Genomic DNA, 25,715 nt, shown 5'->3' on the forward strand with positions numbered 1-25,715 from the left:
TCAGTTGCCCGCCCGGACGGGGACCGCCCCTGGGTCCGCGGCGACACCGTCGTGTGCGAGGAGTGCCTGTTCCCGGCCGAGCACGGGTCCCGGCGCGAGCAACTGCAGGATCGGCCACGGGACCCGGACGGGTGGATCCGTGAAGCCGAGCGCCGCAGCGGCGTCCGCATCGATGATGCCGTACCGCACACCGGTGTCGGCGACGTAGAACAACGAACCGAGACGGCCGGTGTCCGAGGTCAGCGAGGTGGTCTGCACGTATCTGCCGCGGCCCGGCGGAATGTGGATCGCGTCGACCTGCGGTCCGGCACCGTCGGCCTGGGCCGGGGCCACGGGCACCGCGTCCTTACCGGTGGGCAGGGCCGTCCCCGCGGACAACCGCAGAGCCGAGCGGTGCCGGTCGGCCTCGCCCGTGCCCGGCTGCCAGGTCGAGCACGCCACCGGTCTCTCCCCCGGATCGACGATCCGCGGGACGACCTCGGGAAAGGTGTCGACCGGCAGTTCGTGCACGACCGGCGCGGCCGCGAGGACGTCGGGCGGAACCACCGGAATCTCCGGTGCTCCTTGCGAATCCGAGAAGTGGATGAGATGCGCGGTGGCCCGCGAGACCTCCTGCACACCGTTCTCGAGCACCACGTGGAAACTCTGACCGTCCGGTTCGGACACCGCGACGACCGACCCGACTCGCACACCCGGAATCGACACGCCCGGGACACCTCCGGCGCCGGTGATGACGGGTGCCGTCAGTTTCGGCGACTCCGGCACGGCGGCGAGCAGTCCGGGGCTCGCGGGGCGCGCACGGGAGACGTCGATGCCCAGCAGGCGCACGAGCGACCGGTCGTTCGGGTCGATCTCGGCGCGCCTGCCCTCGTAGAGCAGGTGGTATCTGCCGTCCGCGGTCACGAGGAGCGCTTCGTCGCCGGCGAGTACCGAGCCTGCCCGGTGGTCGGGTGTGCCGGCGAGCACGGCGGTGGTCGAGGACTGCAGACCGTTCGGGTCGGCGACGTCGCACACCGTCCACGGCACCTCCTCTGCATCGTGGACCAGGGAGGATGGCGCACCCGGGATCCCCACCAGCGGTCCGCGTGGTCGTGTCGTCAGTTCCTCGTCGGCCACGACCGCCGGTTCGGCGGGCGATCCGAGGATCAGCCGCGCCGACGCGAGATTCAGGACGGGATGGAAGGTCGTGTCGATCGCGACGTAGAGCGCACCGGAGTCGCGTCCGACGACGACGGAAGCATCACCGATCCGGTCCTGGGGGCGGAACAGGGCAAGGGCGGCACAGCCTCCCAGCACGACACACGCGACGACGATTCCGACGACGAACGCCCGGAACTGGGAACGCATGGGATCGTGGATCATTCGTACGTCGCCCCGCACCAACGCATGATCCATGCGTCGTACCAGGAAACGGTATCCACTGACCTGCCATCGCGTGGTCGGTTGCGCTGCCATCGATCTCCCCCCGTACGGCACGCTCTCTGGCGCAACACAGTACAGTTCTGTCGGGCGCTCACCACAGGCGCTCCGCGCGGTCAGGGGGAAGGTCGGCACCGCGCCGGAATCATTGCCGGCCGTCGTTCGGGGGGATCGATGCAACGGACCGTATCCGAGACGGAGGATTCACGGGTCGGCACAGTGCCCAATGGTGCACGGATCAGCACAACAGCAGGTGAGACGAGAAATCATGTCGCCGTGCGGCTCGTGGGTGCGCAGTGCGTGGCCGTCCTCGTGTGGGCGCTGGCGGTGGTGTCGGGGGCGTCCGTGGGGGTGGCCTGTGCGATCGCCGTGCCGTCGGCCGCGCTGTGCCTCGTGCGGATCGGCGGGCGCGGCACAGCCGAATGGATCGCGACCGTTCTGCGCCGACGCACGGAGGCTGTCCCCGTCTCGGGTGTCCTCCGCGACTTCCATGTCGGGTCGGCGGTCCCGGTGGGGGTGCGATGGGACGGCCCGTACGCGACCGTCGTTCTCGAGCTGACCTCCCAGGCCGGCGCGATCACCCGGCTCGGGCGCGACAGCGAGGAGACGGGGCGAACCCTTCCTCTCGACGCGATCGCCGCCTGCCTGTACCGGCACGATGTCGTTCTGGACGGGATCGATGTCGTGGTGCAGGGGCGCCGGGTTCGCGACTCGACCCCCGCGGGCCACGCCTACGCGCAGTTGCTGGGCCCGCTTCCCGCCGCGGCCGAACGCACGGTGCGGGTGGTGCTCCGACTCGATGTCACGTCCTGCGCGGCCGCTGCCGCCCGTAGAGGCGGAGGCTCCGAAGGTGCGGCCCGGACCGTCGTCGCGGCGGCGCGGCGCGTGATCCGCGCGCTCGGCGACGCCGGGTACGGTGCGCGACTGCTCACCGCGAGCGAGATCGAACAGGCCGCGCTGCGTATCTCCCACGGGGTGCCGGCGACGGAGTGGGCCCCGACGCACCGGCACGTCGCCCTGTCCTCCGCCTTCGACTCGGGCGGCACCTTCGATCCCCGACGGATCGACCGCCACCACACGGCGGCGATCTGGTCGCATCCGACCCTGGCGTCGACTCTGGTCCTCCGGTTGCGACCGGGTGATGACGGGTCGGTTCGGGTCGGGGCGCTGGCACGGTTCACCACGCGCGAGGCGGACGTCCCCTCGGTGGCCGGGCTGCTCCCGGCGTACGGACGTCACGCCGAACTTCTCACAGCGGCACTGCCCCTCGGGGTTCCGCAGCTGGAGGACCGGGTTCCGTTGCGCGAATCGCGCACCGGGGAACTCGACGCCCTCGCTCTTCCGGCCGGTGGGTGTGGGCAGCTCGTCGGATCGGACGACGCCGGTCGCGCCGTCACCGCGCGTCTCACCGGTCCCGGAGTCCGCTCGGTCCACATCGCGGGTGAGTTGTATCTCGCCCAGCAGGTGGTCTTCCGCGCCGTCGCGGTGGGGGCGCGGGTCGTCGTCCACACCGACCGCCCCGGCGCGTGGCGCGGCCTGGTCGGATCCGCGGCCGGACCCGACCGGCTGCGTCTGGCGGGCGAGTACGCGGGCGACCGCGATTTCGACACGGTCGTCTACGACGGCGTCCCGCCCACCTCGTCCGTGCCGCACGCGACCGCGATCCACGTGCACATCCATCCGGACGGATGGCCGCGCGAGCGCCCCACGGTGTCGTTGCTCCAACCCGGAGCGGCCGGGGACCGTGTCGTGCTCACGGCGGGCGACGAACGCACGCCCCTCACACTCGTGACGATCGCGGCGGAGAGCACCCATCTCGGCCGGTCGCGCATGCCGGATCCGGCGTCTCAGCCGGGATAGCGGTCGAGAGCGGTTCCGGCGCGGACGGTGCGTGCCCACCACGCGAGCTGGTCGAGCATGCGTTCCGCGCCGTCGATCGCGGCCTCGTCGCTCGTGGTGCCGTCGGCAGCGAAGGCGTGCTTGACGCGGTGGAAGCTCACCGACTGCCGCACCGGCACCATGTGGACCTCGACGACGACCTGCCGCAACTGCTCGACCGCGCGCAGGCCGCCGGACAGGCCACCGTAGGAGACGAATCCGACCGGCTTGGTGCGCCATTCACGCTTGACGGTGTCGATGGCCGTCTTCAGCGCGGCGGGATAACCGTGGTTGTACTCGGAGGTCACCACCACGAAGGCATCCGCAGCACCGATGCGGCGGGTGAAGGCGTCGGCGTCGGGACCGCCCGAGAGGTCCTGCGGGAGCGGGGTGTCGGCGAGATCGAGGACGCCGACGTCGAACTCGGGGCGACGCCGCGCGGTGGCCGCGAACCAGTCGGCGACGACCGGCGCGATGCGACCGGCGCGGACACTCGCGACGACGACCTCGAGGCGGATCGGATCGTTCGGTGCAGCCGTGGTCATGGGGTCGATCGTAAATGCGGTGCGGCCGAGAGCCCGTGCGCGAGCAGCGCGGCGAGTTCCCGGTAGGCACGTGCGTCCTCGAGACCGGTTGCCTCGGCCACCTGCCGTTGCTGGATACGCACCATGACCGAGGCGACGACGTCGGCGACGAACGCCGCGTGGACGTCGCGCAGTTCGCCGGCCGTGACGCCGTCGGAGATGAGCTGGCGGACGCGGTCGGCGGCGAATCGGGTGTTGCGTTCGTAGACCTCGCGCGCGACCGGCGTGTGGGCGATGTCCTCCATGAACCGCGTGGAGGCGGGTTCGAGTTCGCGCCCCACGGCCTCGAGATAGACGCCGATGCGTGCCTGGGCGTCCGCGGCCCGCGCGACGTCGGCCTCGACCCGTTCGGCGGCACCCTTGAAGAAGTGGACGGTCGCCGCGTAGACGAGCCGGTCCTTGTTCTCCGCGAGTGTGTAGAGCGTCGATTTCGAGCAGCGCAGGCGCGCGGCGATGTCGTCGAGGGTCAGGTGCGCGAAGCCTTCTGCCAGGAACAACGCGACCAGATCGTCGAACAGTTGCGCCTGCCGGGCGGTGGGTCGCCGGCTACCGACTCTTGCCATACCTAAAACAGTACTGCAGTATCGTCCTCAGTACTATTTTCGGTCCCCAGCCTTCCAGGAGGAACCACCGTGCCCGTCGAGCGTCTGCTTCCCACCCGCGAGGCCTACGACCTGATCGACCTCACCCGCGACGTCGCCGACAAGGTACTCGCCCCGCGCGTCGACGAGCACGAGCGCAAGGAGACCTTCCCCGAGGGCGTCTTCCCCGCACTCGGCGCCGCAGGACTGCTGAGCCTGCCGTACCCCGAGGAGTTCGGCGGCGGCGACCAGCCCTACGAGGTCTACCTGCAGGTCCTCGAGGAACTCGGCGCCCGCTGGGCGGCCGTGGCGGTCGCGGTGAGCGTGCACGGACTGTCGTGTTTCGCGCTCGCCACCCACGGCACCGACGAGCAGAAGAACAAGTGGCTCCCGGAGATGCTTGGCGGCAACACCATCGGCGCGTACAGCCTTTCCGAGCCGCAGGCCGGATCCGACGCCGCGGCCCTCGCGTGCCGCGCGAAGCCCGTCGACGGCGGCTACCGCATCACCGGCTCGAAGGCGTGGATCACCAACGGCGGCAAGGCCGACTTCTACACCCTGTTCGCCCGCACGGCCGACACCGGCAGCAAGGGCATCTCGTGCTTCCTCGTGCCCGCCGGCACCGAGGGCCTGTCCTTCGGCAAGCCCGAGGAGAAGATGGGCCTGCACGCCATCCCCACCACCTCCGCCCATTACGACGACGCCTTCGTCCCGGCCGAGCGCCGGATCGGCGTCGAGGGACAGGGACTGCCGATCGCGTTCAGCGCACTGGATTCCGGACGCCTGGGAATCGCCGCCGTCGCGACGGGTCTGGCCCAGGCCGCGCTCGACGAGGCGACGGCCTACGCCAAGGAACGACAGGCCTTCGGCAAGCGCATCATCGACCACCAGGGCCTCGGGTTCGTCCTCGCCGACATGGCCGCGGCCGTCGACTCGGCCCGTGCCACCTATCTCGACGCCGCCCGGCGAAAGGACGCCGGCCTGTCCTACTCGCGACAGGCATCGGTGGCCAAACTCGTCGCGACGGATGCCGCCATGAAGGTCACGACCGACGCGGTCCAGGTCCTCGGCGGATACGGCTACACCCGCGACTTCCCGGTCGAGCGCTTCATGCGCGACGCGAAGATCACCCAGATCTTCGAGGGCACCAATCAGATTCAGCGACTCGTGATCGCACGCTCCCTCGCGGGGTGATCGATCGCGAGCCGGAAGTGGCAGGGGTTCCCGCGGCGAAAGATCGCTAGAGTGCCTGCATGCCGGACGCCCTGGAGCGGCTCACTCCACAGCAACGCCACCTGCTGACGCAACGGTTCGGCCGCATCGTCGTGGTCACCGACATGAGTTGGGGCCTGGTGTCGACCACCGTCCTCGCGGTCGACACCGACGACGGGCGACTGGTCGTGAAGGCGGGCGGAACTCCGGACCGGCACATCGGCCGCGAGATCAGCGCCCACGAACGGTGGACCGCTCCGTGGGTCCGGTGCGGTCGCGCCGCCCGGATGGTGTTCGCCGACCGCGCGGCGAAACTCGTCGTGACGGAATACCTTCCGGGCCGGCTCGTTCAGGGCACGGCCGCGTCGTCCCGTCCGGACGTCTACGAACAGGCCGGCGCGTTGCTCGCCCAGTTCCACTGCCAGGAGCGGGTCGTGGACGAGGGGTACGAGCGATCGGCGAACACGAAGACGCTGCGGTGGCTCGCGGCACCGCACCGCATCGGTCCCGACGTCGCCGGCCGGTTGCGCTCGATGGTCGAGGGGTGGCCGACACCGACGGCCACCCTGGTGCCCACCCACGGCGACTGGCAGAGCCGCAACTGGCTCGCCGACGACGCCGGCAGGGTGAAGGTGATCGACTTCGGACGTGCCGCGATGCGCCCGGCGGGTGAGGACTTCGAGCGGCTCGCGGTGCGCGAGTTCCTCCGGGTCCCCGGCGCCGAGGAGGCCTTCCTGCGCGGCTACGGCGAGGATCCCCGTGAGGAGGACGCGTGGTTCCGCCGACGTGTCCGCACGGCGGTCGCGGTCGCGGTGTGGGCTTTCCATGTGGGCGACGACTGCTACGAGGCCGAGGGCCACCGCATGATCGCCGAGGCGCTCGCTCGTGCGTCGACAGTCGCGCGTTAACAACTTCTCGACGGATATTTGTCACATTGGCCGAGGTTGCCCGTTACCGGCAGTTTCGCTTGAATCAGCTCTGGACATACGTCCAATTCGTTCTCTACACGGAGGTCACCACATGCTTCTCGGTTCGCTCGACGCGCTCATCAGCAACGTCCTCAATTTCCTGGACTGGCTGATCTGACGAGCATGTGAGAACGCCCGAGGGGGTGAGGTCGCGGACCTCACCCCCTCGGTGACTTTTCGAGCGCAGCGCTCTCGGCTCAGGCGCCGATGGCCTCACCGAGCACGGGCCACGAATCGTGCAGGGCCTCCTGCCAGTAGCCCCAGGTGTGGGTGCCGTCGGGCCGGACCGAGTAGGTCGCCTCGACCCCGGCTGCGTCCAGCGCACCGCGCAGTCGCGTCGTGCAGTCGTTCACGCCGGCCTCGATGAGCCCGAGCAGAGCCACATCGGGAAGGACGGCGACACCGTCCTGCTCCCATGCCTTCAATTCGTACGGACCCGGGACACCACTGCTCGTGGAGACGTACACGGCCTTGCCGCGCAGCTTCTCGGCGTTGAGCACGACATCCTGTTCGGTCCAGTGCTCACCGGCGACCGGTCCCCACATGTTCTCGACTTCGCCCCCGCCGAACGCGACGACGGTCTCCGCGTAGCGCGAACCGATATCCGACGCGGTCTCGGCGCATCCGCTGTACGAACCCACCGCCTGGTAGAGATCGGGCGCCTGCTGCGCCAGAGCCAGCGCCGACGTCGCCGACATCGACACACCGGCGATCGCGTTGCGGCCGCTCGCGCCGAGCGTCTCGTCGACCACCGACGGGATCTCCTCGGTGAGGAAGGTCGTCCACTTGTTGCGTCCGAGAACGGGATCGTCCTCGAGCCAGTCGGTGTAGTAGCTGAACGCGCCACCGACCGGAGTGACGACGTTGACGTTCTTGTCACCGAAGAATTCCACGATGTCGGTCTGCTCACGCCAGGTCGCGCGGTCCAGTCCCCCACCGGCACCGTTGAGCAGGTAGAAGACCGGTCGCGGCGCGCTCGTGTCGGCCGGGCGCAACACCTGAAGCTCGATGGTGCGTTCCATCGACGGCGAGTACACGAACAGCGACCAATCGCGGTCGGTGTGCTTCTCGATGCGTTCGACAGTCGCGCTCTGCGACCGGGTCTCGCCGGTCGCGGCGACCGGGAGATCCTCGGCGTGGGCGACCGCGGCACCGGGCAGGACCAGCGACGAGACGGCGACCGCCCCGATCGTCCCCATCAACGCAAACCGTCGTGCGCGCACATTCGTTCCCTTCATCCGCAACAGCCGGGCGTGATGGGCCCGCGCGTCTCCCGCGTCGCAGCGTTGCGCGCGGCCAGTTCCTCGTCAGCAGGGTAGTCGACGCGGACCAGTGACAGGCCGTGGGCCGGTGCCACCGCGACGGACGCCGCACGTTCGCGTTCGTCGAGCAGGGCCGTCATCCACTCGACACTGCGACGCCCTTCCCCCACGGCCAGGGCGGCACCGACGAGGCTGCGCACCATCGACCAGCAGAAGGCGTCGGCGCTGACGTAGGCGGTGAGGATGTCACCTTCGCGGGTCCAGTCGTATCGCTGCAGTTCGCGTACGGTCGTTGCACCCTCCCGCCGCTTGCAGAAGGCGGCGAAGTCGTGCAGGCCGAGCAGCGACTGCGACGCGCGTTGCATCGCATCGAGATCGACGGCCTTCGGCCACGCGACGGTGTCGCGGGCACGCAACGGTTCGGCGCCGTACACCGCTGTGGTGAGGCGGTATTCGTAATGACGCCGGATCGCCGAGAACCGCGCGTCGAAATGTTCGGGGGCGACGGAGATCCCGGTGACCCGCACGTCGCGGGGCAGGAACCGCGCGAGACGACGGACCCAGCGCGACGGATCGTCGGGCAACGCCGCGGTGGGGACGTCGACGTGAGCGACCTGCCCGGACGCGTGCACGCCGGCGTCGGTGCGACCGGCGACGGTGAGCAGCACGGGGGTACGGACGATCGCGGAGAGCTTCTCTTCGATCTCCCCGCACACCGTGCGACGTCCTGGTTGCCGTGCCCAGCCGGAGAAGTCGGTGCCGTCGTACGAGATGTCGAGTCGCAGACGAGTTGTCTCGTGAGAAGCCACGAGCCCGCCGCCCTCAAAAGGGACGGCGGGCTCGTGAGCTTCAGCAGATGCCGAAACCAAGTGGACTAGTCCTTCTTGGCCTCGTCCGCCTCGGGTGCGTCGGCAGCCGTGGCGTTGGTGTCCTCGACACCCTCGACGACGGCGTCGGCATTCGCGACCTCGGCGTCGGTGGCCTCGGCCTCGACGGCCTGGACCGCGTTGTCCTCGGCGGGTGCCTGCGAGGCGGCGACGCGGCGAGCGCGGTCGGCCTCGGAGGTGACGGTCTTCTCGCGCACCAGCTCGATGATGGCCATGGGGGCGTTGTCGCCCTTGCGCGGCATCGTCTTGATGATGCGGGTGTAGCCGCCGTTGCGGTCCTCGAAGGAGGGACCGATCTCCGCGAACAGCGAGTGGACGACGTCCTTGTTGCGGATGACCTTCAGCACCTCACGACGCGAGGCCAGGGTGCCGGCCTTGGCGTGCGTGACGAGCTTCTCGGCGTACGGGCGCAGGGCCTTGGCCTTGGCCTCGGTGGTGGTGATGCGGCCGTGCTCGAAGAGCGCGGTGGCCAGGTTGGCCATGAGCGCCTTCTGATGCGAGGCCGATCCGCCGAAGCGGGCGCCCTTCTTGGGCTTGGGCATGATTTTCTCCTAGTAACGGACCGTGAGCTGCTACAGCTGCTCGGTCTCGGCGTAGTCCTCGTTGCCGTCGTTGTCACCGAAGGAGCCGGCCTCGGTATCGCTCCAGGTACCGGTCGCGGCGTCGTAGCCGGCGACGGTGCTGGGATCGAACGATGCCGGGCTGTCCTTGAGGGACAGGCCGAGCGAGTGCAGCTTGACCTTGACCTCGTCGATGGACTTCTGGCCGAAGTTGCGGATGTCGAGCAGGTCGGACTCCGTCCGTGCCACGAGCTCGCCGACGGTGTGGACACCTTCGCGCTTGAGGCAGTTGTAGGACCGGACCGTGAGGTCGAGGTCCTCGATCGGAAGTCCGAAGGAGGCGATGTGGTCGGCCTCGGCGGGCGAGGGACCGATCTCGATGCCTTCTGCTTCGACGTTCAGCTCACGAGCCAGACCGAAGAGCTCCACGAGGGTCTTGCCCGCCGAGGCGAGCGCGTCCCGCGCGCTGATCGAGTTCTTGGTCTCCACGTCGAGAATGAGCCGATCGAAGTCGGTGCGCTGCTCGACGCGGGTCGCTTCCACCTTGTACGTCACCTTGAGCACCGGCGAGTAGATCGAGTCGACCGGGATACGGCCGATCTCGGCGCCGGACGCCTTGTTCTGCACGGCAGGAACATAGCCGCGACCGCGCTCGACGACGAGCTCGATCTCCAGCTTGCCCTTGTCGTTCAGGGTGGCGATGTGCAGATCCGGGTTGTGGATGGTGACACCGGCCGGGGGCACGATGTCGCCGGCCGTGACGGTGCCCGGTCCCTGCTTGCGGACGTACATGGTGACCGGCTCGTCCTCTTCCGAGCTCACCACGAGACCCTTGAGGTTCAGGATGATGTCGGTGACATCCTCCTTCACGCCGGGAACGGTGGTGAACTCGTGGAGAACGCCGTCGATGCGGATGCTGGTGACAGCGGCGCCCGGGATCGACGAGAGCAGGGTGCGACGAAGCGAGTTGCCGAGGGTGTACCCGAAGCCAGGCTCGAGCGGCTCGATGACGAACTTCGAGCGGTTTTCAGCGATGACCTCTTCGGTCAGTGTGGGTCGCTGAGAGATGAGCATCTGTTGCCTCCTTGTGGGCGTCCGCCATATGACGCCCTAGTGGAATGGAGCGGTGTCCTCCCGCCCGGACGGACCGGAGGACACCACGACACCGAAGTGTCTTACTTCGAGTAGTACTCGACGATCAGCTGTTCCTGCAGCGGGATGTCGATCTGCGCGCGCTCGGGGAGCTGGTGGACCAGCACCCGCAGACGCGGGCCGACGACCTGCAGCCAACCCGGAACCGGGCGCTCGCCCTGGGTTTCGCGGGCGACCTGGAAGGGCAGCGTGCTCAGCGACTTCTCGCGGACATCGATGATGTCGTACTGCGAGACGCGGTAGCTGGGGATGTCGACCTTCTTGCCGTTGACCAGGAAGTGGCCGTGGCTCACCAGCTGGCGGGCCTGACGACGCGTGCGGGCGAGGCCGGCACGGTAGACGACGTTGTCCAGGCGCGACTCGAGAATGACCAGCAGAACCTCACCGGTCTTGCCGGGGCGGCTGGCGGCCTCTTCGTAGTAGCGACGGAACTGCTTCTCCATGACGCCGTACGAGAAGCGGGCCTTCTGCTTCTCCTGCAGCTGGAGCAGGTACTCGCTCTCCTTGATCCGCGCGCGGCCGTGCTGGCCGGGCGGGTAGGGGCGACGCTCGAAGGCCTGATCGCCTCCGACCAGGTCGACACGGAGACGACGCGACTTACGGGTAACGGGACCGGTATAACGAGCCATTATTCTTTACCTTCCTTTCCCGTTAGACGCGACGCCGCTTGGGCGGACGGCAACCGTTGTGGGGCTGCGGGGTGACATCGGAGATGGTGCCGACCTCGAGGCCTGCGGCCTGGAGGGAACGGATCGCCGTCTCGCGGCCCGAGCCCGGGCCCTTGACGAAGACGTCGACCTTCTTGACACCGTGTTCCTGCGCCTTGCGGGCGGCGTTCTCGGCGGCGAGCTGCGCGGCGAACGGGGTCGACTTGCGCGAACCCTTGAAGCCGACGTGGCCGGAGGACGCCCAGGAGATCACGTTGCCCTGCGGGTCCGTGATGGACACGATGGTGTTGTTGAACGTGCTCTTGATGTGAGCGGCACCGTGCGGGACGTTCTTCTTGTCCCTGCGCCGTGCCTTCTGGGTCTTCTTCGGACCGGTGCTGCGTGACTTGGGAGGCATTACTTCTTCTTTCCTGCGACGGTGCGCTTCGGACCCTTACGGGTGCGGGCGTTGGTCTTGGTGCGCTGTCCACGCACGGGCAGACCACGACGGTGTCGCAGGCCCTGGTAGCAGCCGATCTCGATCTTGCGGCGGATGTCCGCCTGAACCTCGCGACGGAGGTCACCCTCGACCTTGTAGCTCTCCTCGATGTACTCGCGGAGCTTGGCGAGGTCCTCGTCCGTCAGATCCTTGCTGCGCAGGTCCGGGTTGACACCCGTGGCCTCGAGGATCTCCTGGGAGCGAGTACGGCCGATGCCGTAGATGTACGTGAGTGCGATCTCCATCCGCTTTTCGCGGGGAAGATCGACACCTGCGAGACGTGCCATGTGGCATTCCTATTCGGTGTGCGGAGGTCTGCTCCCAGCCCGTCCCCTGCGTCGAAGAACTGTGTGATTCAAAAACACAGTGGGGCCCCGGCCTCCGTACCGGGGGTTGATCGCGCAGCTCCTCGACGGATCGAGGATCGTAACCACGCGACTGGTGCTGGAAGGTCTTCGTGCTTGTTGCCAAGCAGATCTTCGAGACGAAGGTGGATCTAGCCCTGACGCTGCTTGTGACGCAGGTTCTCGCAGATCACCATGACCCGACCGTTGCGGCGGATCACCTTGCACTTCTCGCAGATCTTCTTGACGCTAGGCTGAACCTTCACGTAAGTCCGATCTCCTGTATGTGCGCCGCCGGACACGGCAGAGCCGGCCCGGCGACATGATTCTCCCCGACCGTGTGGCCGGGGAAGCTTCGTTACTTGTAGCGGTAGACGATGCGTCCACGCGTGAGGTCGTAGGGAGAAAGCTCCACGACAACGCGGTCCTCGGGAAGGATACGAATGTAGTGCTGACGCATCTTTCCGCTGATGTGGGCGAGAACCTTGTGCCCGTTCTCCAGCTCGATGCGGAACATCGCATTGGGCAGCGGTTCGATTACCCGGCCCTCGACCTCGATTGCCCCGTCTTTCTTAGCCATATCCTCCGCGATCCGTTGTTCGGCGTTGTGGTTGCATCGGCATCCGTTACCGTGACGCTCGGCAACTCCGGGACCGGACACGAACCGAGATTCGAAGGAATTCGACACGGGACCGATCGGAGCGCAGCGCGCACCACCGATCAATGGTACGGGAAGTTGACCGTCCAGGACAAATGAGCTCGGGCACACCCGTGCCCACGACCAGGAGGAGGACCGCACGTGCGGGCGTTGATCCAGCGGGTGACCACGGCGGCGGTGGCGGTGGACGGAGCCGAGGTGGCCCGTATCACGCCGGCCGAGGGTGGTCACGGCCTGCTCGTGCTGGTCGGCGTCACGCACGACGACGACGAGGCCAAGGCCGCGACGCTCGCCCGCAAGGTGTGGACGATGCGCATCCTCGAGGACGAACGCTCCGCCTCCGACGTCGACGCCCCGATCCTGGTGGTCAGCCAGTTCACGCTCATGGCCGACACGAGGAAGAGCCGGCGTCCGTCGTGGTCGGCCGCCGCTCCCCGCCCGATCGCCGAACCCCTCGTCGATGCGTTCGCGAATGCTCTCCGAGATCTGGGGGCGACGGTGGAGACCGGGAAGTTCGGGGCCCACATGGAGGTGAGCCTCGTCAACGACGGACCGGTCACGCTCCTCGTCGAGGTCTGAACCCGCGCGGCGTGACCGCGACCGTCACTCCGGACGGACGGTGAGGATGCGGGGGCCGTCCTCGGTGACCGCGACCGTGTGCTCCCAGTGCGCGGCCCGGCTGCCGTCGACGGTCACGACCGTCCACTCGTCGTCGAGGACCTCGGTCTCGTAGGTACCGAGGGTGAGCATCGGCTCGACTGCGAGCACCGACCCGACGACGAGCTTCGGGCCCTTGCCCGGCTTGCCTTCGTTGGGGAGGAAGGGATCCATGTGCATCTCGCGCCCGATCCCGTGACCGCCGTAGCCGTCGACGATGCCGTACGAGCGGCCGTGCAACTTCTCGGCGGCGTGCGTGCCCTGCTCGATCGCATGCGAGACGTCGGTCAGGCGGTTGCCCGGGAGCATCGCCGCGATACCGGCCTCGAGCGACAGACGGGTGGCCTCGCTCAGATCGATGTCGGCCTGCGACAGCTCCCCGATCCCGAAGGTCCACGCCGAGTCGCCGTGCCAGCCGTCGAGGATCGCACCGCAGTCGATCGACACGAGGTCGCCCTCGGCGAGCACCACCGACGCCGACGGGATGCCGTGGACGACGACCTCGTTGACCGACGAACAGATCGAACCGGTGAAGCCGTGGTAGCCCAGGAAGGACGGAACGGCCCCCGCATCGCGGATGACCGATTCCGCCACCTGGTCGAGTTCCAGGGTGCTCACGCCCGGCTTGGCGGCCTCGCGCACTGCGACGAGTGCGGCCCCGACCACGGCTCCCGCCGCTGCCATCGCGTCGAGTTCACCCGAGGTGCGGAACGGAACCACTGAGCGCTTGCGCCCGAAACCCATGTCGAACTACCCGTCTACTTTCCGAGTGCGGACAGAGCCCGCGAATTGATCTCCTCGACCTCACCGATCGCGTCGACCGTGATGATCGAGTCGGCGTAGTAGTCGAGCAGCGGGGCCGTCTCCTCACGGTAGACCCGGAGACGGTTGCGGATCACGTCTTCGGTGTCGTCGGCGCGACCGCGGGCGAGCATGCGCTCGACCACGACGTCCTCGTCGATGACGAAGGACAACACGCCGTCGAGCTCGACGCCGAGATCCTTCAGGATGTTCTCGAGTTCCTTGGCCTGCTCCACGCTGCGCGGGAAGCCGTCGAGGAGGAAGCCGTTGGCGGCGTCGGGCTCCGCCAGACGCTCACGCACCATGTTGTTGGTGATCTCGGCGGGAACGAGCTCCCCCGCGTCGATGTACTTCTTGGCCTCGACGCCGAGCGGGGTGCCCTGCCCGATGTTCGCGCGGAAAAGATCGCCCGTCGAGATGGCGGGGACGCCGAGCTTCTCGGACAGAATCGCGGCCTGTGTGCCCTTGCCGGCACCGGGAGGACCGAGCAGTACAAGTCTCACTTGAGGAACCCTTCGTAGTTGCGCTGCATCAGTTGACTTTCGATCTGCTTGACAGTGTCCAGCGCGACACTGACGAGAATGAGAACCGCGGCGCCACCGAAGATGCTCGAGGCCGTCTGGCTGCCGGACAGGAAGAAGTTCGGCAGCGTCGCGATGAGACCGAGGTAGATCGAGCCCGGAACCGTGATGCGGTTGAGCACGAAACTGAGATATTCGGCGGTCGGGCGACCGGGGCGGATGCCCGGGATGAAACCGCCGTACTTCTTCATCTCGTCGGCCCGCTCCTCCGGATTGAAGGTGATGGCGACGTAGAAGAAGACGAAGAACACGATCAGGGCGAAGTAGATCGCGATGTAGACCGGGTTGTTCGGATTGACCAGGTACTCGTTGATGATCCGCTGCCACCAACTCGGATCCGGGTTCGTCGTGGCACCGGTGAGCTGCGCAACGAGGTTGGGCAGGTACAGCAGCGACGACGCGAAGATCACGGGGATGATGCCCGCCTGGTTGACCTTCAACGGCAGGTAGGTCGACGACCCGCCGTACATACGACGGCCGACCATGCGCTTGGCGTACTGCACCGGGATCCGGCGCTGACCCTGCTCGATGAACACGACGCCCGTGATGAGCGCCAGGGCCACGACACAGACGATCGCGAAGACGAGGCCGCCGCGGGATTCGAGGATCATGCGACCCTCGCTCGGCAGCGCGGCCGCGATACCGGCGAAGATCAGCAGCGACATGCCGTTGCCGACACCGCGTTCGGTGATGAGCTCACCGAACCACATGACGACGGCGGCACCGGCGGTCATCACCAGCACGATGACGACCATCCCGAAGATGCTGTCGTCGGCGAGGATCGGCTCCGAACAGCCCTGCAGCAGCTGCCCTCGGGCGGCGAGGGCGACGATGCCGGTGGCCTGCAGGACGGCGAGCGCGACGGCGAGATAACGCGTGTACTGCGTCATCTTGGCCTGGCCGGACTGGCCCTCCTTGCGCAGTTCCTCGAATCGTGGAATGACCACGGTGAGCAGCTGGACGATGATGCTCGCGGTGATGAACGGCATGATGCCGATCGCGAAGACCGACAACTGCAGTAGCGCGCCGCCGGAGAACAGATTGATCAGCGAGTAGATGCCGGCCTGCTCGCTGCCGGCGAGCTGATCGACACAGGCCTGGACGTTGCCGTAGTCGACGCCCGGGGACGGCACGGTAGCACCGAGGCGGTACAGCGCCACGAGCCCGAGGGCGATGAGAATCTTCCGCCTCAGGTCCGGTGTCCTGAGGGCCGAGACGAAGGCGGAAAGCAAAGATCCTCCTGGCGGGCCGATCGGGGACGACGGATCGAGAGGGATCCGTCGGACGGTAGACAACTCTGAAACTCTAACAGTGGGCCCCGATGAGAGGGGTAGCCCGGTAGCCTATGTCACCGCTGCGAACGCAGACTATGACACCGCTGTGAACGCGCGAACGGCCGCGGTGCAGCTATCTGCACCGCGGCCGTTCGACAGCCGTGACTCACACGCGAAAGTACAGGTCAGGCCTGGACGGTCGCGCTGCCACCGGCTGCAGCGATCTTCTCCTGAGCGGAGGCCGAGAACTTGTCGGCGGTGACCTGCACGGCCACCGTCAGCTCGCCCTCGCCGAGGACCTTGACGAGCTGGTTCTTGCGAACCAGACCCTTCGCCACGAGGTCCGCGACACCGATCTGTCCACCCTCGGGGAACACGCGAGCGATGTCCCCGACGTTGACGATCTGGTACTCGGTACGGAATGCGTTCTTGAAGCCCTTGAGCTTCGGCAGACGCATGTGGATGGGCATCTGGCCACCCTCGAAGGCCGGCGACACGTTCTTGCGTGCCTTCGTGCCCTTCGTACCGCGGCCGGCGGTCTTGCCCTTCGAACCTTCACCGCGTCCGACGCGGGTCTTGTCCGTCTTCGCACCCGGAGCCGGGCGCAGGTGATGCAGCTTGATGGTCATTCTCAGACCTCCTCAACAGTGACGAGGTGACGCACCACGTTGATGAGGCCGCGGTTCTGCGCGTTGTCCTCGCGGACGACGGACTGGCGGATCTTCCGCAGACCGAGGGTCCGGAGGCTGTCGCGCTGATTCGACTTGGCCCCGATGGTGCTCTTGATCTGGGTGATCTTCAGCTCTGCCATTACTTCACGCTCCCAGCAGCCTGTGCACGGGCGCGCAGCATGCCGGCGGGGGCAACTTCCTCGAGGGTGAGGCCACGGCGAGCCGCAACTTCCTCGGGACGCTGCAGACCCTTGAGGGCCGCAACCGTCGCGTGCACCACATTGATGGCGTTGTCGGAGCCGAGCGACTTCGACAGGATGTCGTGGACACCCGCGCACTCCAGCACCGCGCGCACAGCGCCACCGGCGATGACACCGGTACCGGGGGAAGCCGGACGCAGCAGGACGACACCGGCTGCAGCCTCTCCCTGGACGGGGTGGGTGATGGTTCCGCCGATGAGCGGGACGCGGAAGAAGTTCTTGCGAGCTTCCTCGACACCCTTCTGGATGGCCGCGGGAACTTCCTTGGCCTTGCCGTAGCCGACACCGACCAGGCCGTTGCCGTCGCCCACGATCACCAGAGCGGTGAAGCTGAAGCGACGACCGCCCTTGACGACCTTCGACACACGGTTGATCGAGACGACACGCTCGATGTAATTCGACTTCTCGGCAGCGTTGCCGCCGCGCGAGTCGCGGTCGCGGCGGTCGCGACCGCCACGGTTGTCACCGCTGTTGGGGTTCTGTCCGGCGGGGCCGTTGCCGCCGTCACGCCGCTGACGTCCCGGCATCAGGCGTTCCTTCCGTTCGAGAAAATGGTCATCAGAACTTCAACCCGCTTTCGCGAGCCGCGTCCGCGAGGGCCGCGATGCGTCCGCTGTAGGTGTGGCCACCGCGGTCGAAGACCACGGCTTCCACGCCGGCAGCCTTCGCGCGCTCGGCGATCAGCTGACCGACCTTCGCGCCGCGAGCCTTCTTGTCGCCCTCGAGAGCGCGCACATCGGGTTCGATGGACGACGCTGCGGCGAGGGTGGTGCCCGTCAGATCGTCGACCAGCTGCACGTGCAGGTGGCGCGACGACCGGTTGACGACGAGGCGGGGACGCTCGGCGGTGCCGGAGATCTTCTTGCGGAGGCGGAAGTGACGACGCGTCTTCGAAAGGCGACGCGTGGTGGAGGCGTCCTTGCCGCGCGGGATGCGCTTGGCCTTCTGGTTCTCGGTCTGGCTCATGATCACTTACCCGTCTTTCCGACCTTGCGACGGACCTGTTCACCCTCGTAGCGGATGCCCTTGCCCTTGTACGGGTCGGACTTGCGCAGCCGGCGGATGTTGGCCGCGATCTGGCCGACCTTCTGCTTGTCGATGCCCGAGATCGAGAAGCGCGTGGGGTTCTCGACGGCGAACGTGATGCCCTCGGGAGCCTCGATCAGCACGGGGTGGCTGTAGCCGAGCGAGAACTCGAGGTCCTTGCCCTTGAGAGCCACGCGGTAGCCGACGCCGTGGATCTCCATCTTCGTGGTGTAACCCTCGGTCACGCCGACGATGAGGTTCTGCACGAGCGTCCGCGACAGGCCGTGCAGCGCACGGCTGCGACGCTCGTCGTTCGGGCGCGTGACGTTGATTGCCCCGTCCTCGCCCTTGGCGATGGCGATCGGCTCGGCGATCGTCAGGGACAGGTTGCCCTTGGGGCCCTTGACTGCAACATCCTGGCCGTCGATGGTGACCTCGACGCCCGAAGGAACTGCAACGGGGAGTTTTCCGATTCGCGACATTGTGGTGGCCTCCCTTTACCAGACGTAGGCGAGGACTTCCCCGCCCACTCCCTGCTTGGCCGCCTGGCGATCGGTGAGCAGACCGGAGGACGTGGAGATGATCGCCACGCCGAGGCCGCCCAGGACCTTGGGCAGGTTGGTGGATTTCGCGTACACGCGCAGGCCGGGCTTCGACACGCGACGCACGCCGGCGAGGCTGCGCTCACGGGAAGGTCCGTACTTGAGGTCGACGATGAGGGTCTTGCCCACCTCGGCGTCCTCGGTGCGGTAGTCGGAGATGTAGCCCTCGCGCTTGAGGATCTCGGCGATGTTCACCTTGATCTTCGAGGACGGGAGCTTGACCTCGTCGTGGTACGCCGTGTTGGCGTTACGCAGACGCGTCAAGAAGTCTGCGATGGGGTCGGTCATGGTCATGGCTGACCTGTTCACCTTTCTCGATGCGGTTCCCATGCAACGCCGGAACGTGCCGGCCGTGGGCCTACATCGAAACTCGGTTCGATAGCGGATTCGTCGGCCGGATCGGCGACGAACCCATGACAGCGTGACAGTGGGCGGAGAACTACTCGGTCCTCCGCCCACCGCTCACGTCACCAGGAGCTCTTGTGAACTCCCGGAAGTTCTCCGCGGTGTGCCATCTCGCGAAGGCAGATGCGGCAGAGTCCGAACTTGCGGAAGACCGAGTGCGGGCGCCCGCAGCGCTGGCAGCGGGTGTAGGCGCGCACCGCGAACTTCGGCTTCTTGTTGGCCTTGTTGACCAGTGCCTTCTTAGCCATGGGCTCAGTTCTCCTTGAACGGGAAGCCGAGGTGCTTGAGCAGGGCACGGCCTTCTTCGTTGTTGGTAGCGGTGGTCACGACAGTGATGTCCATGCCGCGCGGGCGGTCGATGCGGTCCACGTCGATCTCGTGGAACATCGACTGCTCGTTCAGGCCGAACGTGTAGTTGCCGTTGCCGTCGAACTGGTTGCCGTTGAGGCCACGGAAGTCCCGGATACGGGGAAGCGCGATGGACACGAGACGGTCCAGGAACTCCCACATGCGGTCGCCGCGCAGCGTGACGCGCGCACCGATCGGCATGCCCTCGCGCAGCTTGAACTGTGCGATGGACTTGCGGGCCTTACGGATCTCCGGCTTCTGACCGGTGATGAGCGCGAGGTCGTTGACGGCTCCGTTGATGAGCTTCGCGTCGCGGGCGGCGTCGCCGACACCCATGTTGACGACGACCTTCACGACGCCGGGGATCTGCATGACGTTCGCGTAGTCGAACTCCGCGTTCAGCGCGTCCTTGATCTCGGCGCGGTAGCGGGCCTTCAGGCGCGGCTGGGTCTTGTTCTCGGTGGAAGTCATGTCAGAGGTCCTTCCCGTTCTTCCGGGAAATCCGAACGCGCCTGCCGGTTCCCTCATCGGTGCGGTAGCCCACGCGGGTGGGGTTTCCGTCCGAGTCGACGACCGCAACGTTGGAAACGTGGATCGGGGCCTCCTGCGTCACGATGCCGCCGGAGGAGGCGCCACGCTCGTTCGCAGAGACGGCGGTGTGCTTCTTGATACGGTTCACGCCCTCGACGAGGACCTTGCCGGTCGCCGGGTAGGCCGCGATGACCTTGCCCTTGGCGCCCTTGTCCTTGCCCGAGATGACGAGCACGGTGTCACCCTTGTGCACCTTCATCACAGCACCTCCGGAGCGAGCGAGACGATCTTCATGAACCGCTTGTCGCGGAGCTCGCGACCGACGGGTCCGAAGATGCGGGTGCCGCGAGGATCGTTGTCGCCCTTGATGATGACGGCAGCGTTCTCGTCGAACTTGATGTAGGAACCGTCCGGACGGCGGCGCTCCTTGGCGGTGCGCACGATCACGGCCTTGACGACATCGCCACGCTTGACGTTGCCGCCGGGGATCGCGTCCTTGACGGTGGCGACGATGACGTCACCGATTCCGGCGTAGCGACGGGACGAGCCACCGAGAACGCGGATGCAGAGGATCTCCTTGGCACCCGTGTTGTCGGCGACGCGCAGTCGCGACTCCTGCTGGATCACTTACTTCTCCTTGACCTGGATTGGTGTGTACGTCAGATTTCCGACCTGGACGTACGCGGTCGTCGGCTGCCTGCAGCGCACGTGCGAATCACACACGGGTCCTGTAAGCAACCCGTCCAGAGTAGGCCATATACCGTACGCAGGGCAAATTCGCGAATTGTGATGTCACTCCCCACCCCGGCACCGGGCGTGTCGCAGCGACGTCCACCGTCCCCCACGCGAGGGCTGCACCTACTACCGGACGCACAGCACCCCACCACCCGCGGTGCGGGTGGTGGGGTGCTGCATGTTCTCGGTCCTCTCGAGGACGAGGAGGCCTTACTTGGCCTTCTCGAGCACCTCGACCAGACGCCAGCGCTTCGACGCGGACAGCGGACGGGTCTCCATCAGCTGCACGCGGTCGCCGATGCCGGCCAGACCGTTCTCGTCGTGCGCCTTCACCTTGGTCGTACGGCGGATGATCTTGCCGTACAGCGGGTGCTTCACACGGTCCTCGAGCTCGACGACGATGGTCTTCTCCATCTTGTCCGAGACGACGTAACCGATGCGGACCTTGCGGCTCGCGCGCTGTTCCTGGTTGCTCACTGCCTTTTCCTCACTCATGCCACGTCACCCGCATTCGGGCCGGTGGCCAGTCCGAGCTCGCGCTCGCGCAGCACCGTGTAGATACGGGCGATCTCGTTGCGCACGACGCGGAGCCGACGGTTGTTGTCCAGCTGACCGGTGGCCATCTGGAAGCGGAGGTTGAACAGCTCTTCCTTGGCTTCGCGGAGCTTGTCGGTCAGCTCTTCGTCGCTCAGCTCGCGGAGTTCCGCGGCGGGGGTACCGGTAGCCATCAGAACTGCTCCTCCCTCGTCACGATGCGGCACTTGCAGGGGAGCTTGTGCATCGCGCGACGCAGGGCCTCGCGCGCAATCTCCTCGTTGGGGTAGCTCATCTCGAACAGCACGCGACCGGGCTTGACGTTCGCGACCCACCACTCCGGCGAACCCTTACCGGAACCCATGCGGGTCTCGGCAGGCTTCTTGGTGAGGGGGCGATCCGGGAAGATGTTGATCCAGATCTTGCCGCCACGCTTGATGTGCCGGGTCATGGCGATACGAGCGGACTCGATCTGCCGGTTGGTGATGTAGGCCGGCTCGAGAGCCTGGATGCCGTAGTCACCGAAGGCCACCTGGGTTCCGCCCTTGGCGGCACCCGTACGGCTCGGATGGTGCTGCTTGCGGTGTTTGACCCGCCGGGGGATCAACATTGCGTCAGCCCTCCTTGTTCTCGGTCGAGGCAGGGGCGTCGCTCGATGCGGCGCGGCCGGCCTCGGTGCTCGTCGCGGTGGTGCCCGACGCGCCGGAACGACGCGGGCGGCTCGGACGCTCACGACGCGGCCGGTCGGCGGGAGCAGCTGCAGCAGCAGCAAGCTCACGACGGCCACCGACGATGTCGCCCTTGTAGATCCAGACCTTCACGCCGATACGGCCGAAGGTGGTCCGTGCCTCGTAGAGGCCGTAGTCGATGTCCGCGCGCAGCGTGTGCAGCGGGACGCGACCTTCGCGGTAGAACTCCGAACGCGACATCTCGGCGCCACCGAGGCGGCCCGAGCACTGCACGCGGATGCCCTTGACGTTCGGCTGACGCATGGCCGACTGGATGGCCTTGCGCATCGCACGACGGAAGGCGACACGGTTCGAGAGCTGCTCGGCGACGCCCTGCGCCACGAGCTGAGCCTCGGACTCGGAGTTCTTGACCTCGAGGATGTTCAGCTGGACCTGCTTACCGGTCAGCTTCTCGAGCTCGGCGCGGATGCGATCGGCCTCGGCGCCGCGGCGTCCGATGACGATGCCCGGACGAGCGGTGTGGATGTCCACACGCACACGGTCGCGGGTGCGCTCGATCTCGACCTTCGCGATGCCGGCGCGCTCGAGGCCGGAGGCCAGGAACTTGCGGATCGCGACATCTTCCTTGACGTAGTCCGCGTACTGCTTGTCCGCGTACCAACGAGACTTCCAGTCGGTGGTGACGCCCAGACGGAAGCCGTGCGGGTTGATCTTCTGGCCCACTACTGAGCTCCCTTCCGGCGGTTACGAGTCGAGGCCGACCCGACGCTTTCCACGATCACGGTGATGTGGCTCGACCGCTTGCGGATGCGGAACGCACGGCCCTGGGCACGCGGCTGGAACCGCTTCAGGGTCGCGCCCTCGTCCACGTACGCAGTCGCGACGACGAGCGTGCTGGGGTCGAGGTTGTAGTTGTTCTGCGCGTTCGCAGCGGCCGACGCGATCACCTTGGCGACCGGCTCGGCCGCGGCCTGCGGCGCGAACTTGAGGATGGCCAGGGCCTCCTCGACGGACTTACCGCGAACGATGTCGACGACGCGGCGCGCCTTCATCGGGGTCACACGCACGTGGCGCGCAACAGCCCGAGCGCTGTTGGTGGTGGTTTCAGTGCTCATCGACGCTTGCTCTTCCGGTCGTCCTTGATGTGGCCCTTGAACGTACGGGTCGGCGCGAACTCACCGAGCTTGTGACCGACCATGGACTCCGAGACGAACACCGGCACGTGCTTGCGTCCATCGTGGACAGCGAACGTATGACCGATGAAGTCGGGCAGAATCGTGGAACGGCGCGACCAGGTCTTGATGACCTGCTTGGTGCCCTTCTCGTTCTGCGTGTCCACCTTCGCCAGGAGGTGGTCGTCGACGAACGGGCCCTTCTTGAGGCTGCGTGGCATTCTCTAACTCCCTCCTTGACTAGCGCTTCTTGCCGGTACGGCGACGACGGACGATGAGCTTGTCGGACGCCTTGTTCTTGCGGGTGCGGCCCTCGGGCTTGCCCCACGGGCTGACCGGGTGGCGACCACCCGAGGTCTTGCCCTCGCCACCACCGTGCGGGTGGTCGACCGGGTTCATCACGACACCACGGACGGTCGGGCGCTTGCCCTTCCAGCGCATACGGCCGGCCTTGCCCCAGTTGATGTTCGACTGCTCGGCGTTGCCGACCTCGCCGACGGTGGCGCGGCAGCGCACGTCGACGCGACGGATCTCGCCGGAGGGCATACGCAGCGTGGCGTAGGTGCCTTCCTTACCGAGGAGCTGGATGCTCGCACCGGCGGAGCGGGCCATCTTGGCGCCGCCACCCGGACGCAGCTCGACCGCGTGGATGGTCGTACCCGTCGGGATGTTGCGCAGCGGCAGGTTGTTGCCGGGCTTGATGTCGGCGTTGGGGCCCGACTCGACCGGGGCACCCTGCACGAGGCCCTTGGGGGCGATGATGTAGCGCTTCTCGCCGTCCACGTAGTGGAGCAGCGCGATGCGCGCGGTGCGGTTGGGGTCGTACTCGATGTGAGCGACCTTGGCCGGCACGCCGTCCTTGTCGTTGCGACGGAAATCGATCAGGCGGTAGGCGCGCTTGTGTCCGCCACCCTTGTGACGGGTGGTGATGCGGCCGTGCGCGTTACGTCCACCGCGACCGTGCAGCGGGCGCACCAGCGACTTCTCGGGCGTCGACCGAGTGATCTCGGCGAAGTCCGCCACGCTGGCGCCACGACGGCCCGGCGTAGTCGGCTTGTACTTACGGATTGCCATGAGTCTTCTCGTCCTCTATCTCTCGAGAGTTCCGATCGCTAGGCGACCGGGCCTCCGAAGATCTCGATGGGCTTGCTGTCGGCCGTGAGGGTCACGAGCGCGCGCTTGGTGTTCTTGCGCTTGCCGTAACCGAACCGGGTCCGCTTGCGCTTGCCCTGACGGTTGGCGGTGTTGACGCTGCTCACCTTGACGCCGAAGACCTTCTCGACGGCAATCTTGATCTGCGTCTTGTTCGAGTCCGGGTGGACCAGGAAGGTGTAGGTGCCCTCTTCCATCAGCCCGTAGGACTTCTCGGAGACGACGGGAGCCAGCAGGATGTCGCGAGGATCGGCGATCGTGCTCACTTGCTCTCCTCCTTCACTTCCTGGCCGGACTCGGCCGGCCCGTGGATGAACGTGTTGAGCGCCTCGACGCTGAACACGACGTCATCGCTGTAGAGCACGTCGTAGGTGTTCAGCTGATCCGGCGCGAGCGCGTGGACGTTGGGAAGGTTCTGAACCGACTTCCACGCCGCCACGTCTTCACGGCCGACGACGAGCAGGACCTTCTTGCGGTCGCTGATCTCGCCCAGGAACGTGCGAGCACTCTTCGTCGACGGGGTCTGACCGGGGACGAGTTCGGTGATCACGTGGATGCGCTCGTTGCGCGCCCGGTCGGAGAGGGCTCCGCGCAGGGCGGCGGCCTTCATCTTCTTGGGGGTGCGCTGGCTGTAGTCGCGCGGCTGCGGGCCGTGGACGGTGCCACCGCCGGCGAACTGCGGCGCACGGGTCGAGCCCTGACGTGCGCGGCCGGTGCCCTTCTGGCGGTACGGCTTCTTGCCACCGCCGCGAACCTCGCCGCGGGTCTTGGTGGCGTGCGTTCCCTGGCGGGCCGCGGCGAGCTGCGCGGTGACGACCTGGTGCAGCAGCGCGATGTTCGCGGGAGCGTCGAAGATCTCGGCGGGGAGATCGACGGAGCCGGAGGTCTGGCCACCGGGGGCCTTGACGTCCAGGGTCAGCTTGGTTGCGGTCTCGGTGCTGGTCATGCCCGTGCACCACCCTTCACTGCGGTCTTGACGATCACGAGGCCGCCCTTGCGACCCGGGATCGCGCCCTTGATCAGCAGCAGACCGTTCTCGGCGTCCACCTTGTGGACCGAGAGGTTCTGCGTCGTGATGCGGTCGGAGCCCATACGGCCGGACATGCGCGTGCCCTTGAACACGCGGCCCGGGGTGGCGCAACCACCGATGGAGCCCGGACGACGGTGCACGGCCTGCGTACCGTGCGACGCACCCTGGCCGGCGAAGCCGTGACGCTTCATCGTGCCGGCGAAGCCCTTGCCCTTCGAGGTGCCGGTGACGTCGACGTAGGCGCCGTCCTCGAACACCTCTGCGGTGAGTTCCTGGCCGACCTCGTACTCGGAGGCGTCCTCGATCCGGAGCTCGACCAGGTGACGGCGCGGCGTGACGCCGGCCTTCTCGAACTGGCCGCGAACCGGCTTGTTGACCTTGCGCGGCGCGATGGCACCGTAGGCGAGCTGCACGGCGTTGTAGCCGTCGCGCTCCTCGGTGCGGATCTGCGTGACCACGTTCGGTCCGGCCTTGACGACGGTGACCGGAACGACCCGGTTGTTCTCGTCGAAGACCTGGGTCATGCCGAGCTTGGTGCCCAGGATTCCCTTGATCTGGTTAGTCATGTGTTGTCTCCGCTGCGTCTTTCACAAGCT

The 25,715-nt window shown here is 67.1% G+C and carries 39 protein-coding genes; 4 read left to right on the forward strand and 35 right to left on the reverse strand.

Translation table 11 applies throughout. The annotated features are described in order from the left end of the window. On the reverse strand, positions 1–1,455 hold the full coding sequence (gene eccB, locus C6Y44_RS17970) for a type VII secretion protein EccB (protein WP_120279955.1): 1,455 nt from the start codon (positions 1,453–1,455) through the stop codon (positions 1–3). A 240-nt stretch (positions 1,456–1,695) separates the two neighbouring features. Between eccB and eccE the strand changes: the two genes are divergently transcribed. Then, positions 1,696–3,279, forward strand: coding sequence for a type VII secretion protein EccE (gene eccE, locus C6Y44_RS17975; protein ID WP_225623592.1), 1,584 nt, complete (start codon positions 1,696–1,698; stop codon positions 3,277–3,279). On the opposite strand, the gene C6Y44_RS17980 is transcribed toward eccE, so the two are convergent. After that, the gene (locus C6Y44_RS17980) at positions 3,267–3,842 is read right to left on the reverse strand and encodes an NADPH-dependent FMN reductase (RefSeq protein WP_120279956.1); all 576 of its coding nucleotides are present in this window, start codon (positions 3,840–3,842) and stop codon (positions 3,267–3,269) included. The two genes, eccE and C6Y44_RS17980, sit on opposite strands and share 13 nt — an antisense overlap. Continuing rightward, positions 3,839–4,444 carry a TetR/AcrR family transcriptional regulator gene (locus C6Y44_RS17985; protein ID WP_145693362.1) on the reverse strand — a complete coding sequence of 202 codons (606 nt, stop codon included), beginning with the start codon at positions 4,442–4,444 and terminating at the stop codon, positions 3,839–3,841. The genes C6Y44_RS17980 and C6Y44_RS17985 overlap by 4 nt, the downstream gene beginning before the upstream one ends. A gap of 69 nt (positions 4,445–4,513) precedes the next feature. Here C6Y44_RS17985 and C6Y44_RS17990 point away from each other — a divergent pair, with 69 nt between their 5' ends. Both C6Y44_RS17990 and C6Y44_RS17995 read left to right on the forward strand, forming a co-directional pair. After that, entirely contained in the window at positions 4,514–5,656 is a 1,143-nt protein-coding gene (locus C6Y44_RS17990; protein ID WP_120279958.1) for an acyl-CoA dehydrogenase family protein, read from the forward strand. A gap of 59 nt (positions 5,657–5,715) precedes the next feature. Continuing rightward, positions 5,716–6,582 carry an aminoglycoside phosphotransferase family protein gene (locus tag C6Y44_RS17995; protein ID WP_159417815.1) on the forward strand — a complete coding sequence of 289 codons (867 nt, stop codon included), beginning with the start codon at positions 5,716–5,718 and terminating at the stop codon, positions 6,580–6,582. A 257-nt stretch (positions 6,583–6,839) separates the two neighbouring features. Here C6Y44_RS17995 and C6Y44_RS18000 read toward each other — a convergent pair whose 3' ends face one another. The 9 genes from C6Y44_RS18000 to infA all read right to left on the reverse strand — a co-directional run bounded on the left by C6Y44_RS18000 (position 6,840) and on the right by infA (position 12,573). Continuing rightward, complete coding sequence (locus C6Y44_RS18000) at positions 6,840–7,841, reverse strand: alpha/beta hydrolase (protein WP_192378503.1); 1,002 nt, start codon at positions 7,839–7,841, stop codon at positions 6,840–6,842. 35 nt (positions 7,842–7,876) lie between these two features. Then, positions 7,877–8,713 carry a tRNA pseudouridine(38-40) synthase TruA gene (truA, locus tag C6Y44_RS18005; protein ID WP_225623593.1) on the reverse strand — a complete coding sequence of 279 codons (837 nt, stop codon included), beginning with the start codon at positions 8,711–8,713 and terminating at the stop codon, positions 7,877–7,879. A 65-nt stretch (positions 8,714–8,778) separates the two neighbouring features. Next, positions 8,779–9,333: a 50S ribosomal protein L17 gene (gene rplQ / locus C6Y44_RS18010; RefSeq protein ID WP_006554582.1), complete on the reverse strand. Its 555-nt coding sequence runs from the start codon at positions 9,331–9,333 to the stop codon at positions 8,779–8,781. Between the two features lie 30 nt (positions 9,334–9,363). Continuing rightward, positions 9,364–10,425, reverse strand: coding sequence for a DNA-directed RNA polymerase subunit alpha (locus C6Y44_RS18015; protein ID WP_016694607.1), 1,062 nt, complete (start codon positions 10,423–10,425; stop codon positions 9,364–9,366). Between the two features lie 101 nt (positions 10,426–10,526). Further along, positions 10,527–11,132 carry a 30S ribosomal protein S4 gene (gene rpsD, locus C6Y44_RS18020; protein WP_006554584.1) on the reverse strand — a complete coding sequence of 202 codons (606 nt, stop codon included), beginning with the start codon at positions 11,130–11,132 and terminating at the stop codon, positions 10,527–10,529. 22 nt (positions 11,133–11,154) lie between these two features. After that, the gene (rpsK, locus tag C6Y44_RS18025) at positions 11,155–11,568 is read right to left on the reverse strand and encodes a 30S ribosomal protein S11 (protein ID WP_006554585.1); all 414 of its coding nucleotides are present in this window, start codon (positions 11,566–11,568) and stop codon (positions 11,155–11,157) included. Further along, complete coding sequence (rpsM, locus tag C6Y44_RS18030; protein ID WP_006554586.1) at positions 11,568–11,936, reverse strand: 30S ribosomal protein S13; 369 nt, start codon at positions 11,934–11,936, stop codon at positions 11,568–11,570. Before rpsM ends, rpsK begins: the two co-directional genes overlap by 1 nt. Before the next feature lie 209 nt (positions 11,937–12,145). Next, a complete protein-coding gene (rpmJ, locus tag C6Y44_RS18035) occupies positions 12,146–12,259 on the reverse strand; it encodes a 50S ribosomal protein L36 (RefSeq protein WP_003938068.1) in 114 nt (37 codons plus the stop codon). A 92-nt stretch (positions 12,260–12,351) separates the two neighbouring features. Then, complete coding sequence (gene infA, locus C6Y44_RS18040) at positions 12,352–12,573, reverse strand: translation initiation factor IF-1 (RefSeq protein WP_006554587.1); 222 nt, start codon at positions 12,571–12,573, stop codon at positions 12,352–12,354. Between the two features lie 219 nt (positions 12,574–12,792). Between infA and dtd the strand changes: the two genes are divergently transcribed. After that, complete coding sequence (gene dtd / locus C6Y44_RS18045) at positions 12,793–13,230, forward strand: D-aminoacyl-tRNA deacylase (RefSeq protein ID WP_159417813.1); 438 nt, start codon at positions 12,793–12,795, stop codon at positions 13,228–13,230. A 24-nt stretch (positions 13,231–13,254) separates the two neighbouring features. Here the strand turns inward: dtd and map are convergent, their stop codons facing one another. The 23 genes from map to rplC form a co-directional block, all read right to left on the reverse strand. Then, entirely contained in the window at positions 13,255–14,052 is a 798-nt protein-coding gene (gene map, locus C6Y44_RS18050; RefSeq protein WP_026061662.1) for a type I methionyl aminopeptidase, read from the reverse strand. Between the two features lie 14 nt (positions 14,053–14,066). Further along, positions 14,067–14,612: an adenylate kinase gene (locus tag C6Y44_RS18055; RefSeq protein WP_006554590.1), complete on the reverse strand. Its 546-nt coding sequence runs from the start codon at positions 14,610–14,612 to the stop codon at positions 14,067–14,069. Beyond that, positions 14,609–15,922: a preprotein translocase subunit SecY gene (gene secY / locus C6Y44_RS18060; protein WP_006554591.1), complete on the reverse strand. Its 1,314-nt coding sequence runs from the start codon at positions 15,920–15,922 to the stop codon at positions 14,609–14,611. The genes C6Y44_RS18055 and secY overlap by 4 nt, the downstream gene beginning before the upstream one ends. Before the next feature lie 227 nt (positions 15,923–16,149). Then, a complete protein-coding gene (rplO, locus tag C6Y44_RS18065) occupies positions 16,150–16,593 on the reverse strand; it encodes a 50S ribosomal protein L15 (RefSeq protein WP_006554592.1) in 444 nt (147 codons plus the stop codon). Between the two features lie 2 nt (positions 16,594–16,595). Beyond that, on the reverse strand, positions 16,596–16,775 hold the full coding sequence (gene rpmD, locus C6Y44_RS18070; protein ID WP_006554593.1) for a 50S ribosomal protein L30: 180 nt from the start codon (positions 16,773–16,775) through the stop codon (positions 16,596–16,598). Further along, a complete protein-coding gene (gene rpsE / locus C6Y44_RS18075) occupies positions 16,775–17,422 on the reverse strand; it encodes a 30S ribosomal protein S5 (RefSeq protein ID WP_006554594.1) in 648 nt (215 codons plus the stop codon). The genes rpmD and rpsE overlap by 1 nt, the downstream gene beginning before the upstream one ends. Before the next feature lie 31 nt (positions 17,423–17,453). Then, the gene (rplR, locus tag C6Y44_RS18080; protein ID WP_006554595.1) at positions 17,454–17,861 is read right to left on the reverse strand and encodes a 50S ribosomal protein L18; all 408 of its coding nucleotides are present in this window, start codon (positions 17,859–17,861) and stop codon (positions 17,454–17,456) included. A 2-nt stretch (positions 17,862–17,863) separates the two neighbouring features. Beyond that, positions 17,864–18,403: a 50S ribosomal protein L6 gene (rplF, locus tag C6Y44_RS18085; RefSeq protein WP_060654861.1), complete on the reverse strand. Its 540-nt coding sequence runs from the start codon at positions 18,401–18,403 to the stop codon at positions 17,864–17,866. A gap of 15 nt (positions 18,404–18,418) precedes the next feature. Continuing rightward, a complete protein-coding gene (rpsH, locus tag C6Y44_RS18090; protein WP_006554597.1) occupies positions 18,419–18,817 on the reverse strand; it encodes a 30S ribosomal protein S8 in 399 nt (132 codons plus the stop codon). Positions 18,818–18,990: 173 nt separating this feature from the next. Then, on the reverse strand, positions 18,991–19,176 hold the full coding sequence (locus C6Y44_RS18095) for a type Z 30S ribosomal protein S14 (protein WP_006554598.1): 186 nt from the start codon (positions 19,174–19,176) through the stop codon (positions 18,991–18,993). Between the two features lie 4 nt (positions 19,177–19,180). After that, positions 19,181–19,747, reverse strand: coding sequence for a 50S ribosomal protein L5 (rplE, locus tag C6Y44_RS18100; RefSeq protein ID WP_120279963.1), 567 nt, complete (start codon positions 19,745–19,747; stop codon positions 19,181–19,183). A gap of 1 nt (position 19,748) precedes the next feature. Next, positions 19,749–20,066: a 50S ribosomal protein L24 gene (gene rplX / locus C6Y44_RS18105; protein ID WP_159417812.1), complete on the reverse strand. Its 318-nt coding sequence runs from the start codon at positions 20,064–20,066 to the stop codon at positions 19,749–19,751. Beyond that, positions 20,066–20,434, reverse strand: a complete 369-nt coding sequence (gene rplN, locus C6Y44_RS18110) for a 50S ribosomal protein L14 (RefSeq protein ID WP_006554601.1) — start codon at positions 20,432–20,434, stop codon at positions 20,066–20,068. The genes rplX and rplN overlap by 1 nt, the downstream gene beginning before the upstream one ends. 318 nt (positions 20,435–20,752) lie before the next feature. After that, on the reverse strand, positions 20,753–21,037 hold the full coding sequence (gene rpsQ, locus C6Y44_RS18115) for a 30S ribosomal protein S17 (protein ID WP_024101619.1): 285 nt from the start codon (positions 21,035–21,037) through the stop codon (positions 20,753–20,755). Next, positions 21,034–21,270 (reverse strand): 50S ribosomal protein L29, encoded by a 237-nt coding sequence (rpmC, locus tag C6Y44_RS18120; RefSeq protein ID WP_006554603.1) that lies wholly within the window; start codon positions 21,268–21,270, stop codon positions 21,034–21,036. The genes rpsQ and rpmC overlap by 4 nt, the downstream gene beginning before the upstream one ends. Further along, on the reverse strand, positions 21,270–21,686 hold the full coding sequence (gene rplP / locus C6Y44_RS18125; protein WP_006554604.1) for a 50S ribosomal protein L16: 417 nt from the start codon (positions 21,684–21,686) through the stop codon (positions 21,270–21,272). Before rplP ends, rpmC begins: the two co-directional genes overlap by 1 nt. Positions 21,687–21,690: 4 nt before the next feature. Next, positions 21,691–22,488 (reverse strand): 30S ribosomal protein S3, encoded by a 798-nt coding sequence (rpsC, locus tag C6Y44_RS18130; RefSeq protein WP_006554605.1) that lies wholly within the window; start codon positions 22,486–22,488, stop codon positions 21,691–21,693. Further along, positions 22,488–22,880, reverse strand: coding sequence for a 50S ribosomal protein L22 (gene rplV, locus C6Y44_RS18135; RefSeq protein WP_006554606.1), 393 nt, complete (start codon positions 22,878–22,880; stop codon positions 22,488–22,490). The genes rpsC and rplV overlap by 1 nt, the downstream gene beginning before the upstream one ends. Next, positions 22,877–23,158: a 30S ribosomal protein S19 gene (rpsS, locus tag C6Y44_RS18140; RefSeq protein WP_003938088.1), complete on the reverse strand. Its 282-nt coding sequence runs from the start codon at positions 23,156–23,158 to the stop codon at positions 22,877–22,879. The genes rplV and rpsS overlap by 4 nt, the downstream gene beginning before the upstream one ends. A 19-nt stretch (positions 23,159–23,177) precedes the next feature. Continuing rightward, positions 23,178–24,011 (reverse strand): 50S ribosomal protein L2, encoded by an 834-nt coding sequence (gene rplB, locus C6Y44_RS18145; RefSeq protein ID WP_024101620.1) that lies wholly within the window; start codon positions 24,009–24,011, stop codon positions 23,178–23,180. A 38-nt stretch (positions 24,012–24,049) separates the two neighbouring features. Then, a complete protein-coding gene (rplW, locus tag C6Y44_RS18150) occupies positions 24,050–24,355 on the reverse strand; it encodes a 50S ribosomal protein L23 (RefSeq protein WP_006554608.1) in 306 nt (101 codons plus the stop codon). Then, positions 24,352–25,035 (reverse strand): 50S ribosomal protein L4, encoded by a 684-nt coding sequence (gene rplD / locus C6Y44_RS18155; protein ID WP_159417811.1) that lies wholly within the window; start codon positions 25,033–25,035, stop codon positions 24,352–24,354. Before rplD ends, rplW begins: the two co-directional genes overlap by 4 nt. After that, positions 25,032–25,685, reverse strand: coding sequence for a 50S ribosomal protein L3 (rplC, locus tag C6Y44_RS18160; RefSeq protein WP_006554610.1), 654 nt, complete (start codon positions 25,683–25,685; stop codon positions 25,032–25,034). The genes rplD and rplC overlap by 4 nt, the downstream gene beginning before the upstream one ends. Between the last annotated feature and the right edge of the window lie 30 nt (positions 25,686–25,715).

Source organism: Rhodococcus rhodochrous, from assembly GCF_014854695.1.
In the GTDB taxonomy this organism is placed as follows: Bacteria; Actinomycetota; Actinomycetes; order Mycobacteriales; family Mycobacteriaceae; genus Rhodococcus.